At 73.1% G+C, this 18,665-nt stretch carries 14 protein-coding genes; 9 read left to right on the plus strand and 5 right to left on the minus strand.

Annotation, left to right across the window (positions count from 1 at the left end; genetic code table 11):
* Positions 1–15 precede the first annotated feature (15 nt).
* Complete coding sequence (locus tag ACFU95_RS06280) at positions 16–900, minus strand: MurR/RpiR family transcriptional regulator (RefSeq protein WP_030047801.1); 885 nt, start codon at positions 898–900, stop codon at positions 16–18.
* Between the two features lie 215 nt (positions 901–1,115).
* Between ACFU95_RS06280 and ACFU95_RS06285 the strand changes: the two genes are divergently transcribed.
* Positions 1,116–1,880 carry a sugar isomerase domain-containing protein gene (locus ACFU95_RS06285; RefSeq protein ID WP_383822506.1) on the plus strand — a complete coding sequence of 255 codons (765 nt, stop codon included), beginning with the start codon at positions 1,116–1,118 and terminating at the stop codon, positions 1,878–1,880.
* Here the strand turns inward: ACFU95_RS06285 and ACFU95_RS06290 are convergent, their stop codons facing one another.
* Complete coding sequence (locus tag ACFU95_RS06290; protein ID WP_383822509.1) at positions 1,881–4,982, minus strand: beta-N-acetylglucosaminidase domain-containing protein; 3,102 nt, start codon at positions 4,980–4,982, stop codon at positions 1,881–1,883.
* 173 nt (positions 4,983–5,155) lie between these two features.
* Here ACFU95_RS06290 and ACFU95_RS06295 point away from each other — a divergent pair, with 173 nt between their 5' ends.
* Positions 5,156–5,737, plus strand: a complete 582-nt coding sequence (locus ACFU95_RS06295) for a hypothetical protein (protein WP_383822512.1) — start codon at positions 5,156–5,158, stop codon at positions 5,735–5,737.
* Between the two features lie 69 nt (positions 5,738–5,806).
* Here the strand turns inward: ACFU95_RS06295 and ACFU95_RS06300 are convergent, their stop codons facing one another.
* Complete coding sequence (locus ACFU95_RS06300; RefSeq protein ID WP_383822515.1) at positions 5,807–6,556, minus strand: DUF4142 domain-containing protein; 750 nt, start codon at positions 6,554–6,556, stop codon at positions 5,807–5,809.
* Positions 6,557–6,675: 119 nt separating this feature from the next.
* Entirely contained in the window at positions 6,676–7,710 is a 1,035-nt protein-coding gene (locus ACFU95_RS06305; protein ID WP_383822518.1) for an alpha/beta hydrolase family protein, read from the minus strand.
* A gap of 184 nt (positions 7,711–7,894) precedes the next feature.
* Between ACFU95_RS06305 and ACFU95_RS06310 the strand changes: the two genes are divergently transcribed.
* A complete protein-coding gene (locus tag ACFU95_RS06310) occupies positions 7,895–10,786 on the plus strand; it encodes a SpoIIE family protein phosphatase (RefSeq protein WP_383822520.1) in 2,892 nt (963 codons plus the stop codon).
* A 21-nt stretch (positions 10,787–10,807) separates the two neighbouring features.
* Here the strand turns inward: ACFU95_RS06310 and ACFU95_RS06315 are convergent, their stop codons facing one another.
* On the minus strand, positions 10,808–12,316 hold the full coding sequence (locus tag ACFU95_RS06315) for an alpha/beta hydrolase (RefSeq protein WP_383822523.1): 1,509 nt from the start codon (positions 12,314–12,316) through the stop codon (positions 10,808–10,810).
* Between the two features lie 142 nt (positions 12,317–12,458).
* Between ACFU95_RS06315 and ACFU95_RS06320 the strand changes: the two genes are divergently transcribed.
* The 6 genes from ACFU95_RS06320 to ACFU95_RS06345 are packed head-to-tail and all read left to right on the plus strand — an operon-like array spanning position 12,459 to position 18,644.
* Complete coding sequence (locus ACFU95_RS06320) at positions 12,459–13,715, plus strand: ATP-grasp domain-containing protein (RefSeq protein ID WP_383822526.1); 1,257 nt, start codon at positions 12,459–12,461, stop codon at positions 13,713–13,715.
* A complete protein-coding gene (locus ACFU95_RS06325; RefSeq protein ID WP_383822530.1) occupies positions 13,712–14,557 on the plus strand; it encodes a hypothetical protein in 846 nt (281 codons plus the stop codon). The genes ACFU95_RS06320 and ACFU95_RS06325 overlap by 4 nt, the downstream gene beginning before the upstream one ends.
* Complete coding sequence (locus tag ACFU95_RS06330) at positions 14,554–15,630, plus strand: PLP-dependent cysteine synthase family protein (RefSeq protein ID WP_383822533.1); 1,077 nt, start codon at positions 14,554–14,556, stop codon at positions 15,628–15,630. The genes ACFU95_RS06325 and ACFU95_RS06330 overlap by 4 nt, the downstream gene beginning before the upstream one ends.
* Positions 15,627–16,673, plus strand: a complete 1,047-nt coding sequence (locus ACFU95_RS06335) for a dipeptide epimerase (RefSeq protein WP_383822535.1) — start codon at positions 15,627–15,629, stop codon at positions 16,671–16,673. Before ACFU95_RS06330 ends, ACFU95_RS06335 begins: the two co-directional genes overlap by 4 nt.
* Entirely contained in the window at positions 16,657–17,865 is a 1,209-nt protein-coding gene (locus ACFU95_RS06340) for an MFS transporter (RefSeq protein ID WP_383822538.1), read from the plus strand. Before ACFU95_RS06335 ends, ACFU95_RS06340 begins: the two co-directional genes overlap by 17 nt.
* Complete coding sequence (locus ACFU95_RS06345; RefSeq protein WP_383822541.1) at positions 17,862–18,644, plus strand: class I SAM-dependent DNA methyltransferase; 783 nt, start codon at positions 17,862–17,864, stop codon at positions 18,642–18,644. The genes ACFU95_RS06340 and ACFU95_RS06345 overlap by 4 nt, the downstream gene beginning before the upstream one ends.
* Positions 18,645–18,665 lie beyond the last annotated feature (21 nt).

The raw sequence follows: 18,665 nt of genomic DNA on the forward strand, positions 1-18,665 counted from the left end.
CACTCCGGGCCAGGCTCAGCGAGCCCGGCGGTTCTTCACCGCGTGCCGCGGCGTGATGTGGTCCGTCAGGGCCAGCGAGGCGCTGGCGCGCTGGTAGGAGACCTGGCCGACCCGGACGTAGAGACAGTCGACGATCATCAGGACGGAGTGCCGGCCGCCGATGCTGCCGGTGCGGAAGCTGGTCTCCGAGGTGGCCGAGATGAGCCGGATGTCGGCGGCCTTGGCCAGCGGCGAGCGCGGGTCGGTGGTGATGGCGACGGTGGTGGCGCCCCGCTCCTTGGCCATCTCGAACGGTTCGAGGGTCTCGCGCGTGGCCCCGGAGTGGGAGATGCCGATCGCCACGTCGGCCGGGGTGAGCAGGGCCGCGGAGGTGGCCGCCCCGTGCACCTCGGTCCAGCCCCGGACCTGGCAGCCGATGCGGAACAGCCGCGTCTCCGTCTCCTGGGCGACCGCCCCGCTGCCGCCGACGCCGTACACGTCGATACGGCGGGCCCGGGCCAGGGCCTGGGCCGCCCGTTCGAGGGCGTCCAGGTCGATCCGCTCGATGGTCTGCTGGATCGCGCGCAGATCCGCGCTGCCGACGACCTGGACGACCCGCTCCAGGCTGTCGTCCGGTGAGATGTCGGGGCCGATCTCGGCGCTGCCCCAGTCGGAGACCTCGCCGCGGCCGCGCTCCTGGGCCAGTTCGATCAGCAGATGCTGGTAGGAGTCGAGCCCGATGGCCCGGCAGAACCGGGTCACCGTCGCCTGGGAGGTGCCGGTGCGGCGGCCCAGCTCGGCGGCCGAGCAGTGGGTGACGGCGGCCGGATCCTCCAGGATCAGCTCGCCTACCTTGCGCAGGGAACCGGCCAGCCGGGGCAGCTCGGTGCGGATCAGTGTGGTGACGTCCGTCGGGGGCATGGAAAGAAGGTAGCAGCCACCGTTTGCCACACAGGTTGAATACCAGGACCGAGATCAGGACCGAGATGGGGGCGACCTCGGGCGCAGGGCGAGGGCTCATTGCCCGTACCGTGCGGTGTGTGATTTATTGATTCATCGATGCAGGAGTACAGGGTGGTTCAATCCATCAGGCTCAATCCATCAGGCCCGGTGGGCCCGTCAGTGGGGAGTGACCCGTGTCCGACGAGTCTGTGAGCGCCCGGCGCTTCGCGCGCGAGAGCATGGCTGTCCTGGACCGCCTGACCGAGTCCGCCCGCGACCAGGTGGCCCGTGCCGCCGGACTCATCGCCGACTGCGTACGGGCGGACGGCGTGATCCAGGCCTTCGGCACCGGCCACTCCCAGGCGATGGTCCTCGAAGTCGCGGGCCGGGCGGGCGGGTTGGTGCCCACCAACCGGCTGAGCATCGCCGACCTCGTCCTGTACGGCGGTGACGCACCGAGCGTCCTGGACGACCCGCTCCTGGAGCGCCGGCCCGGTGTGGCCGCCCGGCTCTACGAGCTGGCCGCCCCGCACACCCAGGACCTCTTCGTCATCATCTCCAACTCCGGCGTCAACAACGTCATCGTCGAGATGGCCCTGCATGCCAAGGAGCAGGGGCACAAGATCCTGGCCATCACCTCCCTCGCCCACACCCGTGCCGTCCCCGCGGGACACGCGAGTGGCAAGAAGCTCGCCGACCTGGCGGACGTCGTCCTCGACAACGCGGCCCCGCCCGGCGACGCGCTGCTGGAACTGCCCACCGGCGGCGCGGTGTGCGCCCTGTCCACGCTCACCGGTGTGCTGCTGGTGCAGATGGCGGTCGCGGAGGCCTCAGGTCTGCTCCTCGCCGCCGGGGAGCGACCGCCGGTGTACGTCTCGGCCAACGTGCCGGGCGGCTTCGAGGGCAACCTGGAACTGGAGAAGCGGTACGCCGGACGGATCCGGCGTACCGCGAGCTGATCACTCCACGGGTACCGGCGTCAGCGCGACGGCCAGCGGATAGGCGCCGGTCCGCAGGGGCACCCCGGCGGTGCCCGACGCGGTGTCGACCGGGACCAGGCCGTTTCCGTCCGCCGTGGTGACGTAGGCCGTGGCGCCGTCCCAGTCCAGGCCGACGTCGAAGGCGGACCTCCCGACCGTGACCTCGGCGCCGGGCGCGCCGGTCACGGTGTCCACGGGCGTGACGTGGTCCCCGGTACTGGGGCTGACCCACAGCGTCCGCCCGTCCGGGGACAGCCCGAGCCCGTACGCCTGGCCGGTGACCAGCAGCGTCGGCTCGGTGTCGTTCGTCGCGGTGTCGATCGGAGTCACCGTCGAGCCACCGGAGTTGGACACGTACACCGTCCTGCCGTCGGGCGCGGCCACGACGTTGAAGGGACGCGGGCCGACGGGAATGGCCGGGCCGGCGGCCGGTTCGGTGGCCAGGTCGACGGGACTGACCGTGTTGTCGTGGATGTTGGCCACGTACAGCGTCCTGCCGTCGGGCGTGACCGCCATGTTCTCCGGACCGTCGCCGACGGGGACGGGTGTGCCCGCCTTCAGGGTGCCGGTGTCCACGGGCTGCACCGTGCCGTCCGTGTAGTTGGCCACCCACAGCGTGCCGCCGTCCGGTGTGAGCGCGAGTCCGGCGGGAACCCGGCCGACGGCGACCGTGGCGGTGACCCTGCCGCCCGGTACGTCGATCACGCTGACCGTGTTCGAGCCCTGGTTGGCGGCGTACGCGGTACGGCCGTCGGCGCTCACGACGACCTCGCCCGGGTTGTCACCGACCGCGATGTTCTCGGTGGTTCTGGTGGAGAGGTCGATGGAACTCACCGACGCGCCGCTGAAGTCGGCGGTCAGCGCTCGCGGCGTACCGGCGCCGTCGGTGACCCGCACCGGCAGGGCGCGATCGAGCAGCCCCGCCCCCGACACGACGACGGAGCGGACGCCTTCGGTCGCGGCCGTGGCGGCGGTGAGGGTGACGGTGACCGAGGCCGGTCCGGTCACCGTGCCCTCGGCGGGCGTGGCGGTGACACCGTCGGGCACGTCGAGCTTCCAGTTCACGGTCCCGGTTCGCGCGTCGGACAGGTCGAGCGTGACCGTGGCGGAGGCCCCGGGCCGCAGCGACAGCGCGTCGGGGGAGAAGGAGGCGTCGACGCCGGGGTCGGGTGCCGTCCGAAGCATCGTCGTGTAGAGGAACTGGTCCATCACGCCAGGGGAGACCTGCTCGGGCACGGCGTCCAGTGCCTTGCGCTCGGCCCTCAGCTCGGTCCAGTACCGGGTGACGGCTTCCGCGTCCCCCTCCTTGTGGGCGAGCAGCAGCTGTACGGCGGTCTCGCCCGCGCCGCCGTAGCGGCCGAGTTTGTCGAGCCAGGCGGAGGTCTCGTCGAGGAACCGGGCGTTGTCGAGCCGGGCGCGCAACCGGTCCGGGGTGGCGGCCATGTCGGCGAAGTAGCCCTGGAGCGCGGCGGCGGCCCGGTCGAGGCCGCTGTCCTGCTCGTAGGCCGTGCGGAAGACGGCGATCAGCCGGGTGAGGGTCGGGGACTCGGTCGTGTCGAGCTGGGAGGAGTAGTTGTTCTCGGCGAAGATCCGCAGCCACTTGGCGGCGCCCGGCCCGGCGAGGTCCCGTACGGAGGCGAGGAACGCGGCCCGGGGGTCGTACGCGTCCGGGTTCCACAGATACGCCGCCGAGGTGAACAGGGCGATCCGGCTGGCCTCCGCCTGGACCATCGGGTTGGCGGTCACTCCCGCCGAGGCGCTCGCCACGCCGGGCTCGCGGCCGGTGTAGGGGCCGAGCAGGAGACGGCTGGTGACGTAGTCGTTGACCGGGTAGTTGTCCCAGACCAGGATCGGGTGGCCGTAGACCTCGCGGGCCTGCTTCACCTGCTCGGCGGTGATGGCCGGCGCGATCACGCCGACGCCGGTCCACTCCACGACCACGGACGCGTCGAGCTTCTCGCGCAGCGCCTTCTTGTAGGGGGAGTCGGCGAGGTCGGAGTACTCGGTGGGGACCATCTCCAGGGGTTTCAGGCCGGTGTGGTCCGCGGTGAACTCCCGCCATACCGTGTTGAGAAGACGCGCCTGCGCGGTACCGGCCGCGCCCCCGCCGGTCCCGAACTCCGCCTCGTCGGCGGCGCAGTTCCACTTCGTGTAGCTGATGTCGTCGAGCGGGATCGCGAACGAGCGCACCCCGATGGCGTACAGCGAGTCGAACTTCGCGGTGAGCGCCTTGACGTCGGCGTCGGAGGAGTAACAGACGGAGAGGCCGGGGGAGAGGGCGTAGGTGAAGCGGACGTGGTTGGCGCGCGCCCGGTCGACCAGTTCCCTCAGCTTCGTCAGTTCGGCGGGCGGGTAGGCGTCGCGCCAGCGGGCGCGGAGGTAGTCGTCGTCCTTGGGGGAGTAGACGTAGACGTTCTGTTTCGTACGGCCGTAGAAGTCCAGCTGGGCCAGGCGTTCGGCGTGCGACCACGGGGTGCCGTAGAAGCCCTCGATCACTCCCCGCAGGCCCGCGGTGGGCCAGTCGCGGACGGTCACCGTGGGCAGGCGGTGACCGGTGACGAGCTGGCGCAGGGTCTGGGCCGCGTAGAAGGTGCCGGTGGTGTCGACGCCGGAGAGGGCGAGGAGGGCCCGGCCGTGGGCGCGTCCGGCGGCCAGGACGTAGCCGCCGGAGGGCAGGCCGGCCGGGGACTTGGCCCGCAGTTCCTTCAGCGCCGCCGCGGTCGCGGAGTTCTCCTCGGGGCCGCCGACGTGGACCGTGAGGCCGGCGGGAGGCGGCTTCTCGCCGGCGGGCACGGTGACGATGTGCTCGGCGCCGGCGTCGCGCAGGACGGATTCGACGAGGCGTCGGGCGGCGGGGTCGGTGCGCGGGCCGACCACCTCGACGACCCGGTCCGGCACAGTGAGCCGCGCCGGGCCGGTGTGCATGCTCTTCGGCGTCGGCCACACCTGGGGAGCGCGGGTGCGGGGCTCGGGCGCGGTGGCGGCCGTGGCTGGTGCGGTGAGGCCGAGGGCCAGGAGCAGGGCGGCGGTGGCCGATATCAGCGGGTGCCGGGGGCGTCTGACACGAACGGCTGGAAGCACGGGTCCCTCCCGGGATGGATGAATGTATCCATCGGAGGATGCTAGGGATGCTGAATGCTTCATTCAATGGCGCCGCGAGCCGAGCCTGCGGGCCGAGGGGCCGGACCGCGCGCGTCCGAGGGCGGGTGGGCGCACACTGGAAGAGTGCTGTCGGTGCTCAAGGGGGTGTCGACATGGCTGTGTCCGGGTGCCCGAGAGTGCGGCTGTGGCGGTGGCGGCGCAGCCCGCTGAGGCGGCGCAGTGACGTCATCGAGGGCTGGATCGTGCTGTGCGCATGGCTGTTCGCGCTGGTCGGCGCCGTGTTCGCGGGCCGGGCGGCGGCGGACGCGGTGGTCGCCTCCGCGGAGCAGCAGCGCGCCGAGAGCCGCAGGGTGACGGCTGTGCTCGTGAAGGAGGCGGAGGATCCGGGGGGCTCGCGGGTCACCACCGACCATCTCGTGTGGACGCCCGTCCGCTGGACCGACCCGGGCGGCACGGTCCACACGGACGAGGCGCGGGTACCGCCCGGGACGCATGCGGGCAGCAAGATCGAGGTGTGGACGGACCGCAACGGCGTCGTCGCCAACGAGCCGCTCTCCGAGAGCGAGATGACACTGCACTCGATCGCCGGCGGCATCCTCGCCGGGGCGGGCAGCGCCGGTCTCGTGCTGGGGTCGGCCTGGGTGGTCCGGCTGGGGCTGGAGCGGCGGCGGCTGGAGCAGTGGGGCGCGGAGTGGGAGCGGCTGGACACCCCGTGGGGGTGGAAGACGGGCTGACACGGCGGCCCACCGCGGGTGGCGGCGCCCCGGCGGAACCCGTGGTGGGACTCCGGGGCGCCGCCCGCGTCACTTGACGTCCGCGCTCGGCAGCGCCGACGGGGACGCGGTGTTCAGGTCCTCCAGGCCCTTGGGGATGGCAAGCGTGAGCACCGGCGAGCCCGGCTGGGGCGCGGGCGGCGTCATCTGGTCCTTGGGCAGCTTCGGCGGCGTGGTCTGCTGGAAGTTGTTGGCGTCGAAGTTGACCAGCTGCGTCTTCTCCAGGACCGTCATGTGGTCGAGCACGGTGTCGTTCGCCAGGTCGGCCAGCTGACGGACCAAGGTGTTCTGCGTGGTGCCCCGGATCTTCGCGATGGCCGGGAAGATCTGCCCGTGCGTCACCCGCATGATGGCGACACCGGTGGCGTCGAACTCCTTGCCCGTCTTGGAGTCCACGGTCGCCACGAACTGCTGCTGCTGCGGGCTGGCCTGGTTCGGCAGCGTGATGTTCAGCTCGGACGCGAGTTTGCGGCAGGCGAGGTCGAGCCGGGCGTGTCCGACGACCAGGTGCTCGCCGGCCTCCTTCATCGCCGGGGTGGTGCCCCGCTGCATGGCCATCATGCCCAGCGGGTGCTCCCACAGGCCGGCCGCGCGGACCTTGACCACGAAGTCCCGGTCGGCCTCGGTCAGCGGACCGTACTGCGTGTTGGCGATGACGCGGTCCTGATTGGCGGAGGTGGTCTCCACGCCCAGCATGGCGGGGTAGGCGAGGGCGGAGAGGGTCAGGACGAGGGCGCCTCCCACGAAGACGGTTCCTACCATGCGGCGCGAGATGGGCATCGTGCCTCCAGAGATGAACGGCTCAGTACTCCAGGAGGTACGGACGGGACGCGCGAAACAATCATCGCCGAGGGAAAAAACTTACGGTCGGCTGTGCGTGGTGCGTCACAAACGGGCGCTCAGCCCAGGTGGCGCTCGAAGAACGCCATCGTGGCGTCCATGGAGTCCGGCCACCGAGGCCCGAAGGTGTGCCCCTCGCCCGCGTACGTCCGCAGCTCCACGTCCTTCCCGGCGGCCTCGAACGCGGCGACGGTGCTCCTCGACCAGGCCAGGGGGCAGGTGTCGTCGGCGGTGCCGTGGTGGACCAGCAAAGGCTCGGTGACCCGGTCGACATAGGTGACCGGCGAGACCCGGCGCCAGAACCCGGGGTTCTCCTCGGGGGTGCCGTGCGCGGCCTCGATCTCCTCGACGAGCGGGTCCCCCTCGGGCCGCTGGAACCGGTCGATGTTCTCCTGCGGGCGCGAGCTGACCGGCGCGAAGACGACGGCGGCGTCGACGAGGCCGGGCTCCACGACCAGCGCGTTGTACACGACCCCGCCGCCCATCGACCGCCCCAGCAGCCCGATCCGCTCGTCGTCCACGTTCGGCCGGGCGGCGGACCGCAGGGCCTGTACGGCGGTGATGACGTCCTCGGTGTAGCCGAGCCGCAGGTTGACGTCGTTGTCGGGGTCGTCGTCGGAGCCCGCGTGGTTGCGGTAGTCCGTGTGCAGGACGACGTAGCCGTTGCGGGCGAGCAGGTCCTGCTCCCGGGGCATGCCCCGACCGGTCGTGTACACGTCCGGGTCGATATAGCCGTGTGCCAGGACCAGCGCCGGGAAGGGGCCCTCGCCCCGCGGGACGTTCATGATCCCGGAGATGGTCAGCCCGTTGGACCGGTAGGTGACGGCGTACTGCGTGTAGGCGTCGGTGCGCAGCCGTACGGCACCGAGTCGCAGGCCGGAGCCGTGGTGTTCGCGCTGGATCAGGGCCGGGAGGGAGACGGGGTCGGCGGGCGTGGGGGAGGGGGTGGCGGTGGGCGTCGCGCTCGGAGTCGCGCGGCTCGACTCCGGCGACCGGGTGCGCCCCGCCTCGCCGTCACCGCCTCCGGTACAGCCGACGGCGGCCACCAGCACCAGCCCGGCGCCGGCCCGGGCCACGCACCGCCAGAACCGCATACGGCCAAGTATTCCGCGCTGCGGCGGTGTTGGCCTGCGCGGCGCCCGCGCCCGGTACTCGGGCAATAGTCCTGTTGTGATGGGCATCACGCAGGTCTAGGGTGATATCGCCTGGAGGCCCTCGCCGGTCCGCCGGCGACTCGCGGCGCGCGGCCGGGGCCGCTCGGGCGAGGAAGTGATCTCGTTGTCCGTCACCTGGGACGACATCGGCGGCCTCGTCGATGCCCATGAACGTTTCCTGGCCGGCTCCCTCATCGAGTCGGACGTGCGGGACTCCGTGCTCGACTCCTGGAAACGGTGCCGCTCCGCGGGGCTGGAGCCGCGTCGGCTGCTGGTCCCCTACCGCGCGGACGTGACGCTGGACGACCACTTCCTGCATGCCGCGGACCCGGTCCTGAACGACCTGACCGCGTCCCTCGCCGACTTCGGCATGGCGGTCGCCCTCTGCGACGGGCGGGGCCGGATGGTGCGGCGGCTCGGGGGTCACCCAGGGCTGCGCGAGCGCCTCGACGAGGTGCGGTTCGCGCCCGGTTTCGACGCCTCGGAAACGGTCGTGGGCACCAATGGCGTCGGCACCGCCCTGGTCGAGCGCGGCCCCGTCTACGTATCGGGCCGTGAGCATTTCGCCGACTGCCTGCAACCCTTCGCCTGTGCGGGCGCGCCCGTCCGTGACCCGCTCAGCGGGCGTATCGAGGCCGTACTCGACCTCACCTGCCTGCGCGACCAGGGCGACCCGGCCATGGTGCGCACGGTGCGGGAGGCCGCCCGGAGCATCGAGGCCCGGCTGCTGGACCAGGCCACCCGGCGTGAGCGCGCGCTGCTCGCCGCGTACCGCCGGGCCGACGGCCATCCGCAGACCTGGCCGAAACAGCCCGAGGGGCTGTCGTCCGGTCCGGACGGGGGTGTCGCCGCCCTGCCGCGGCTCGATCTGGTCGTGCTGCGGGCGAAGGCCGAGGAACTCCTCGCCTCGCCGCACCGCACCCTCGACGAAGTCGCCCTGCCCAGCGGCCGGACGGCCACCCTGCTGCGCCGCCAGGTCACGGGCGAGGCCGGGGAGATCGGCGTGGCGGTCGAGGCCCGCGTCCTCGGCGGCCCCCGCCTGCGCCACGTCGCGCCGTCGCCGCTGTCCGCGCGGGGCACGGAAAACACGTCCGCCGGGCGGGCCGCGACAGCCACGGAACCGGCGCCCGCCGCACCCACCACCGCGCCGCGCCCTCCCGCACCGACCCCGCGACAAGACATCCCGGCGCCCGCCGCACCCCCGCCCGCCGTGACCCGCACCGTCGGGACCGTCGTACCGGAGCCCCAGGCCCCCGGCCCGGCCGAACCGGACGGACACGGTGTCGGCGCCGAAGGCTGGCTGCTGCTCGTCGGTGAGCCCGGCGTCGGGCGGCTGGCCGTGCTGGCGCGGCGGCGTCTGGAGCTGCTGCACGACGCGACCGTGCGGATCGGCACCACCCTGGACGTCACCCGCACCGCGGAGGAACTCGCCGAGGTGACCGTCCCCCGGTTCGCCGACTTCGTCGCCGTCGACCTGCCCGACCCGGTGCTGCGCGGCGAGGAACCGGAGGAGCTCGGCGGCCGGACCGCGCTGCGCCGGGTGGCCATCCGATCCGTACGCAAGGATCCCCACAACCTGTACGACGTCGGCGACACCGTCGAGTACGTGCCGTCCACGCCGCAGGCCCGCTCCCTGGAGACCAGGCAGTCCGTGCTGGAACCCGTCCTCGCCGAGGCGGGCGGCTGGATCGCGCAGGACCCGGAGCGGCTGGAACGGGTGCTGGCGGCGGGCATCCACTCCCTGATCACGGTGCCGCTGCGGGCGCGGGGCACGACCCTCGGCGTGGTCAGCTTCTACCGCTCCCTCCAGCCCGCCTCCTTCGAGGACGACGACCTCTCCCTCGCCCAGGAACTGGCGGGCCGCGCGGCGATCTGCATCGACAACGCCCGCCGGTACACCCGGGAACACAACACCGCCCTCACCCTCCAGCGCAGCCTGCTGCCGCGGGGCCGGTCCGAGCAGAGCGCCGTCGAGGTCGCGTACCGGTATCTGCCCGCGCAGGCCGGCGTCGGCGGCGACTGGTTCGACGTCATCCCGCTGTCCGGCGCCCGGGTCGCGCTCGTGGTCGGCGACGTCGTCGGGCACGGGCTGCACGCCGCCGCCACGATGGGCCGGCTGCGCACCGCCGTGCACAACTTCTGCTCCCTGGACCTGTCGCCCGACGACCTCCTCACCCACCTCGACGACCTGGTCGGCCGGCTCGACCGGGGCGAGGGCTGGGCGGCGGAGGGCACCCCCGACTCCGGCATCGTCGGAGCCACCTGCCTCTTCGCCGTCTACGATCCGGTGTCCCGGCGCTGCACCCTCACCCGCGCCGGGCACCCCCTGCCCGCGGTCGTCGCCCCCGACGGCACGGTCGAGTTCGTCGACCTGCCCTCCTGTCCGCCCCTCGGCCTGGGCGGCCTGCCCTTCGAGACGGTCGAGCTGGAACTGGCCGAGGGCAGCCAGCTCGTGCTGTACACCGACGGTCTGGTCGAGGACCGGCACCGGGACATCGACGCCGGACTCGACCTGCTGCGGGCGGTCCTGGCCCGGGCCGGGCGCCCTCCGGAGGAGACCTGCGAGGCCGTCCTCGACGCCCTGCTCCCGGCCCGCCCCGGCGACGACGTCGCGCTGCTCGTCGCCCGCACCCACACCCTGGCCGCCGACCACGTGGCCCAGTGGGACCTGCCCAGCGACCCGGCGGTCGTCTCCCGCTCCCGCGCCGCGGTCACCGACCGGCTCGCCGCCTGGGGCCTGGGGGACCTGGCCTTCACCACCGAGCTCATCGCCAGCGAACTGGTCACCAACGCCATCCGCCACGCCACCGGCCCCGTCCAGCTCCGCCTGCTCCGCGACCGCGCGCTGATCTGCGAGGTCTCCGACGGCAGCGGCACCTCACCCCGGCTGCGCCGCGCGCGCAGTACGGACGAGGGCGGCCGGGGCCTGTTCCTCGTCGCGCAGCTCACCGAGCGCTGGGGGACGCGGTACACCCCCAACGGCAAGATCATCTGGACGGAGCAGCCGTTGCCGTGACGCCCGGAACGGGCCTCGTCCTCAAACTCCGGACGGGCTGGCCGGTGCCGGCGTAGGCAACCCCGGTCCGGCACACCGTGCATCCGTCTCCGGCACCGTCCCGTCGACGAGATACGCGGCCACCGTGCCGTCCACGCACCCGTTCCCCCGGCTGGCGAACACGCCGTGCGAGTAGTCGTCGTCGAGGACCACCAGCCGGGAACCGGGCAGCACATCCCGCAGTCGCCGGGCGCCCTCGACGGGCGTCACCGGGTCGTGCGCGGACGCGACCAGCAGGACCGGCGGCGCGGCCGAACTGCCCAGCGCCGTACGGCGTTCGGGCCGGTGCCGCCAGTACGCGCAGGCCGAGGCCTCCAGGCCGGTCAGGACCGGCTGCGGGTCGAGCCGCCGTATCCGGCGGATGTCCGCCACGATCTCGCGCGGGGCCGGACCCGGACCGTCCGCGCACTTCACGATCCGGTTGGCCGCCTCGTAGTTGCGGGATTCCGGGCTGTCGAAGGCGGACGCGGGGCGCAGGCCGGCCACGCTCCCTTCGGTCAGGTAGGTGCGCAGCCCGTCCGCCAGACCCGTCCAGCGTTCGGTGCGGCCGAGGGCACGGTAGACGGCGCGGTCGAACTCCGCCGGGCCGAAGCCGCTGACCGGGCGGGCGGCGAGGCCCCGGCGCACCCGCAGATACGACCGCCGTACGGCATCCGTGCCGCCGCCCAGCCCGAAGCGCTCCTCGTGCGCGGCGGTCCAGGCGAGGAACGTGGCGCGGGCGCGCAGCATGGCCCGGCTCTGGACCACGTCGAAGTCGTACCAGTCCCAGGGCCCGACCACGCTGTCCAGGACCATGCGGCCCACCCGGTGCGGGAAGTGCGCCGCGTAGGCCGCGCCCAGATAGGTGCCGTACGAGACGCCGAGGAAGCTCGTCCGCGGCTCGCCCAGCGCGGCGCGGATCGCGTCCATGTCGTACGCCGTCTGCTCGGTGGACAGGTACGGCAGCACCGCCGTGCCCGCGCCCGTCGCACAGTCGTCGGCCAGGCGGCGCTGTGACGTGAGGTACGCCCGCTCCGCTCGCGGGCCCACCGGCACCGGGTCCGCGCCCGGACCGGCGAACAGGCCGCCCATCGCGCCGCAGTCGACCGGTGTGCTGCGGCCGACGCCGCGCGGGTCGAAGCCGATGACGTCGTACGAACGCCGCACGCTCGCGGGGAGCTTGGCGCGTTTGGTCACCGCGTAAGGGAGCCCGGAGCCGCCCGGACCGCCCGGGTTGACCAGCAGGATGCCGCGCCGCTCGGCCGGGGTGCCGGAGGCGGGGACCCGGGAGACGGCGATCTCGATGCGCGGGCCGGACGGGTTGCTCCGGTCGAGCGGGACGGTGAGGCGGCCGCATTCCACGCGGTCGGGTGCGGGCGGCGCCGGAACGGAGTCCGGGCAGGCGCCGAAGGTGAGGGAAGCCGTCGCCGAGGCGGGGGCGGCGGTGGGGATCAGGGCGGCCGCGGCCACGAGGGCGCACAGCAGGGCGGTGGGACGGGGTGGGACGGACACGGTCACTCCCGGGTTGGGTAAGAACGGGCTAGTAAATGAAAATGATTATCGCTAACGTGTGCGCGTCAAGTCCGGCACCCCTCCGACCGAGGGGCGCCAGGGCTGCCTTGGCGTCTGAACTCACGGCACGAAAAGGGGAGTTGTGGCTCATCTGCTGGTGGTAGAGAGCTGGGTCGGGTCGATGAGCAGGCTGCTGCCACGGGCGATCCGGGAGGGCGGACACGAGTTCACCTTCCTCACCCGTGACCTGCATCACTACCTGCGCTCGGCGCCCGAGGGGGCGGCGCACCCACTGCTCGGCGCCCGCAACGTGATCACGACCGACACCAACGACCTGGACGCCCTGCTGCCCGAGGTGGCGCGGCTGCACTCGGTGCTGGCCTTCGACGGGGTGATCACCTCCTGCGACTACTACCTGCCGACGGTGGCCCGGATCGCCGGGCACCTCGGCCTGCCCGGGCCCGGGCCCGAGGCGGTGGAGAACGCCTGCCGCAAGGACGCCACCCGCCGCGTCCTCGCCGACGCCGGCCTGCCGGGACCGCGCTTCGCCGTGCACGAGGAATGGGCCGACCTCGCGCGGGCCGCACACGAGATCGGCTATCCGCTCGTCGCCAAACCGGTCGACCTGTGCGCGGGCATGTATGTGCGACGCGTCGACGACGAGTCCCAACTCGCCGAGCTGGTCCGTGAGTTGAGCGAATTCCCGGTCAACGCCCGCGGTCAGCGCCGTGCTCCCGCCGTCCTCCTCGAAGAGCTCCTGGACGGCCCCGAGGTGAGCGTCGAGACCGTGTCGTACGCGGGCGCCGTGCACATGGTCGGCGTCACCGACAAGAGCATCGGCGGAGCGCCCGCCTTCATCGAGACCGGCCACATGTTCCCCGCCGCCCTGACGCTCGCCGACCTCGATGCCGCCGAGCAGACCGCCCTCGGCGCGCTCAAGGCCCTCGGGCTGACGGACGGGGTCGTGGCGCACACCGAGATCAAGCTGACCTCCGCCGGGCCGCGCGTGGTCGAGGTCAACCCCCGGCCCGCGGGCAACCGCATCACCGAACTCGTACGCCATGTCACCGGCATCGACCTCGCCGCCGCCTTCGTGGACGTCGCCCTCGGCCGCAGGCCCGACCTCCGGCACACGGACACCGGGCTGCGCAGTGCAGCCGTCGGCTTCCTCGTCCCGGACCGCACGGGCACGCTCGAAGCACTCGACGCCGGGCGACTGGCGGACGAACAGGACGTGCTGGAGGTGCTGCTCGCCGAACCCGGCAAGGCCGTGAAGGCGGCGGGCAGCAACAACGAGTACCTGGGCCACGTCATGGCCGGCGACCCCGACGGGCCCGGCGCCCGCGAGCGCGTCGAGAACCTGCTGGCCGGGCTGCGCGCGGGGATGGTGATCCGATGACCACCGCCGGCGCCTCGCCGACGGCGCCCTGCCGGACGTACGACGATCTCGTCGCCCAGGTCCGCGCGGGCGCCCTCGGCCCCGACCCCCGCACCCAGCGCGTCGCCGTCGCCTTCACCACCCGGCAGGCCGTACGGCACGACGGGCGCGGCAGCGGCTACCGCAACGAGGTCCTCAGCCTGCGCCTCGCCGAGGCCGTCGGATCGTGCGCGGTCGAGCCCGGGGAACTGCCGGACGGCGCGCTCGACGACTGCGTGGGCGCCGACGTGGCACGGCTGCTGGAGCACCCGCTGGCGGCGGTGCGGGTCGCCGCCCTGGACGCCTACCTGATGCACGTCACCCCGCACACGCCCGCCCACGGGGCCCAGCCGGTCGCGCTGCCGGGCGGATCGTCGCTGGCGAAGTCCACGACCCGCGCGCGGGCCGTGGTGGAGCTGCTGGACCTGCCCGGCGGGGCCACGGTGCTCGTGGTCGGAGTCGTCAACTCCCTCCTGGAGGCGCTGCGTTCGCGTGGGCTCGGCTACCTCCCGTGCGACCTCAAGGGCGGGGTGACGGAGTGGGGAGAGCCGGTGGCCGTGGACGCGCTCACCGCGGCCGACGGCTGTGACGCGCTGCTGGTGTCCGGGATGACCCTGGGCAACGGCAGCTTCGAGGCCCTGCGCGAGCACGCGCTGCGGCACGGCAAGCAGCTGGTGATGTTCGCGCAGACCGGCAGCGCGATCCTGCCCCGCTTCCTCGGGCACGGCGTGAGCGCGGTGTGCGCGGAGCCGTACCCCTTCTTCTGGCTCGACGGCGGGCCCGGCACCGTCCACCGCTACCGGTGTTCCGGAGGCGCGCGATGACCGCCACCGCCGTACGTCCCACCGCCCACCCGGAGTTGCTCACCCTGCTCGGCCGGACGCCCGTCGTCCGGATCACCGCCGGCCTGCCGCACGCCCACCCCGGCTTCTGGGCCAAGCTCGAAGGGCTCGCGGCGGGCGGCATGAAGGCACGGGCCGCCGTGTCGATGCTGCTCGGCGCCCGGGAGCGCGGCGAACTGCGGCCCGGCGCCCCGGTGGTGGAGTCCACCTCCGGCACCCTCGGCATCGGGCTCGCCTTCGCCGGACAGGTGCTCGGCCACCCGGTCGTCCTGGTCGGCGACAGTGAACTGGAGCCGTCCATGCGGCAGTTGCTGCGCGCGCACGGCGTCCGGCTGGAGCTCGTCGACCGCCCGGCGCCGCAGGGCGGCTGGCAGGCAGCCCGTATCGACCGGCTGCGCGAACTGCTCGCCGAACTGCCCGGCGCCTACTGGCCCGACCAGTACAACAACCCCGACAACACGGCGGGCTATGCCTCACTGGCCGCCGAACTCGGCGTGCAGCTCGACCACCTGGACATCCTGGTGTGCAGCGTCGGCACCGGCGGCCACAGCGCCGGCATCATCGGCCCGCTGCGCCGGCGCTGGCCCGGCCTCCGGCTCATCGGCGTCGACGCCACCGGCTCCACGATCTTCGGCCAGCCCGCCCGCCCCCGTCTCATGCGCGGCCTCGGCAGCAGCATCCACCCGCGCAACGTCGCCTACGACGCCTTCGACGAGGTCCACTGGATCGGCCCCGCCGAAGCCGTCGACAGCTGCCGACGGCTCGCCCGGGGCAGCTTCGTCAGCGGCGGCTGGAGCACCGGCGCGGTCGCCAGGGTCTCCGCCTGGGCGGCCCGCGTGCATCCCGGGGCGGTCGTCGCCACCGTGTTCCCCGACGGGCCGCACCGCTACCTCGGCACCGTCTACGACGACGACTTCCTCACCGCCCACGGCCTCGACCTCGCCGGGGCCGCCACCCGGCCCGTGGAGATACCGCATCCGTACGCCGCCGAGGCGAACGGGTGGGTGCGGTGTGCGCGGGTCGCCGATCCCCTCTCTCCCGGAAGGACGCGATGAAGGCCCGCCTGCGCACCGTACGTCTCGAACTCGCCGAGCCGCTGCGCATCTCCCGCTCCACCATGACCGCCCGCGACGCCGTGTGGCTGGGCGTCGAGCACGACGGAGTGACCGGCTACGGCGAGGCCGTCAGCAGCGTGTACTACGGGCTGGACGCCGACACGCTCGTCCGGCTGATCTCGGCGGTCGGCCTGGAACGGTTCGCCGATCCCGAGAGCGCCCTGGAGGCCCTGTCCCGCGACGCCGTCGCGCCCGCTCCGCCCGCCGTCACCGCCGCCGTCGAGTCAGCGCTGCTGGACCTCGTCGGCAAACGGGACGGTGTGCCCGTCCACCGGCTCGTGGGCACTCCGACACCGTTCGGCGCCGCCACCGCGCGCACCATCGGCATCACCTCGCTCGCGCACGCGGCCGCCGAGGCCCGGCGCCTCGCCGCGAGCGGGTTCCAGGTCGTCAAGGTGAAGGCGGGCTCGACCGACGCCGAGGACGACGTCGAGCGCGTACGGGTCATCCGTGACGCGGCCCCTCGCACACGGCTGCTGCTGGACCCCAACGGTGCCTGGAGCTTCGCCGAGGCCGAGCGGTTGCTCCCCCGCTTCGCCGAACTCGGGGTCGAGGCCGTCGAACAGCCGCTGACGCCCGGTGACCCGGACGCGCTGGGTGCCCTCGCCGAGAAGTCGCCGCTGCCGGTCATCGCCGACGAGGACGCGGTGAGCGAGCAGGACGTACGGCGGCTGGCCGGGCGCGTGCACGGCGTCAACGTCAAGCTCGCCAAGTGCGGGGGAGTCCGAGCGGCCCTGCGGATCGCGGAGCTGATCGAGGGCAGCGGGACGGAACTGATGCTCGGCTGCCTCACCGCCAGCAGCCTCGGCATCGCGCCCGCCGTCCACCTCGCCGACCGTGCCCGCTGGGTCGACCTGGACGGGCATCTGCTGCTCGCCCGCGACCCGTGGACGGGGATCGGCGGCGCGGACGGCACCGTACGCCCCAGTGCGCGACCCGGCCTGGGAGTCGAGGAGGTGACGGCGTATGAGGACGTGGCGTGAGATGCGCGGCTTCCCGCTCGCCGTCCAGCTCCTGCTGGTCAACCAGCTCGGCGTCAACACCGGCTTCTACCTCCTCATCCCGTACCTCGCCACGCACCTCGGCGAGAACCTGGGCATGTCGGCGGCCGTCGTCGGCATCGTCCTCGGGGTACGCAACCTCAGCCAGCAGGGCCTGTTCATCATCGGCGGCTCGGCGTCGGACCGGCTCGGGGCGCGGGGCGTGATCATCGCCGGGTGCGCCCTGCGGACCGTCGGCTTCGGGCTGTTCGCCCTGGGCGACGGGCTGGCGGTGCTGCTCGCCGCGTCCGTGCTCAGCGGGCTCGCGGGGGCGCTGTTCAACCCGGCCGTGCGGGCCTATCTCGCGCAGGAGTCGGGGGAGCGCAAGGCGGAGGCGTTCGCGCTGTTCAACGTGTTCGCCACGACTGGCGCGCTCATCGGGCCGCTGCTGGGCAGCGCCCTGCTGCTCGTCGACTTCCGTACGTCCGCGCTGACCGCCGCCGGGATCTTCGCGGTGCTCACCGTGGCGCAGGCCATGGTGCTGCCCGCGCGCGAGGTCGAGCCCAGCGGCAACAGCGGTGTCCTCGGGGACTGGCGCGAGGTGCTCGGCAACCGGGCCTTCCTCGCCTTCGCGCTCGCCATGGTCGGCATGTTCACCCTGGAGAACCAGCTGTATCTGCTGCTGCCCGACGGCGCCCGCGAGGCCACCGGCTGGGACGGCGCGGCGGGCATCGTCTTCCTCGTCGGCACGGTGGCCAATCTGGCGCTTCAGCTGAGGATCACGAAGAGCCTCAAGTCCCGTGGCGACAGGGCGCGTTGGATCGCTGTCGGACTCGCGTCGATGGGGCTGGCCTTCCTGCCGCCCGCCGTCGGGACGGGCGTGGTGCCCGTTCTGCTCAGCACGCTGCTGCTCTACCTCGGGATCATGATCGCGTCGCCGTTCGTGATGGAGCTGATCCCGCGCTTCGGCCGATCCGAGCTGACCGGCACGTACTTCGGGATCTTCTACGTCGTGTCCGGGGTCGCCGCGGCTGTCGGCAACGCCGTCGTCGGCTGGGCCATGGACACCGGGGACAGGCTGCCGTGGGTCTGCTGCGCCGTCATCGGGCTGGTGTCGGCCGGCGGTGTGGCCTGGCTGCACCGGCGCGGGGCGCTGCCACGGGCCGCCGAGGTCGCCGAGCGGAGCCACGCATGACCGACGGCAACCTCCTCACCGACCACCCCGCCCTCTACGAGGCCCGCTTCCCCGACACCGACCGGCTCGCCGGACGCTGGACGGAGGACTGCCTGCGCCGGTACGACGCGGGGCCGCGCGTCCTGGACATGGGCTGTGGCACCGGCCGTGACGCCGCGCACCTGCACGCCGCCGGCCGAGTGGTCACCGGCGCCGACATCTCCGAGACCATGCTGTCGTACGCCCGGACCCGGCATCCCGGCCCCGACTACGTCCACGCCGACCTGCACGGGTTCGACCTGGGCGGGTTCGACGCGATCGTCTGCCTGGACAGCTCCCTGCTGTACTGCCACACCAACGACCAGCTCGACAGCTTCCTCGCCTCCTGCCGCCAGGCCCTCGCGCCGGGCGGGCTGCTGGTCGCGGAGATGCGCAACGGCGCGTACTTCCTGGGCCGTACGGACCTCCTCGACACCCCGACGGCCAACGCCTTCACCTGGCAGGGCATCGCCTTCCGGTCGGCGACCACCCTGACCGTCGACCGTACGGCCCAACTCCTGCGCCGTACGCGCGTGTGGAGCGCCGACGACGGATCACCGCCGGTCGAACAGCGCTCCGCCTGGCGGCTGCTGTTCCCGCAGGAGCTGCGCCGCTTCCTCACCGCGCACGGCTTCGACGTGCTCGAACTGCACGACGGGCCCGGCCCGCGCACCGAACCCCCCTGGCGGCAGGGCGAGTTGCCCGGCACCACCACCGACGCGGACCGGCTGCACGTCGTCGCGCGCCGGACCACCCACTGACGCGAAGCACCAGTAAGGACC

This window comes from Streptomyces sp. NPDC057623, from assembly GCF_042800355.1.
Taxonomy (GTDB): Bacteria; Actinomycetota; Actinomycetes; order Streptomycetales; family Streptomycetaceae; genus Streptomyces.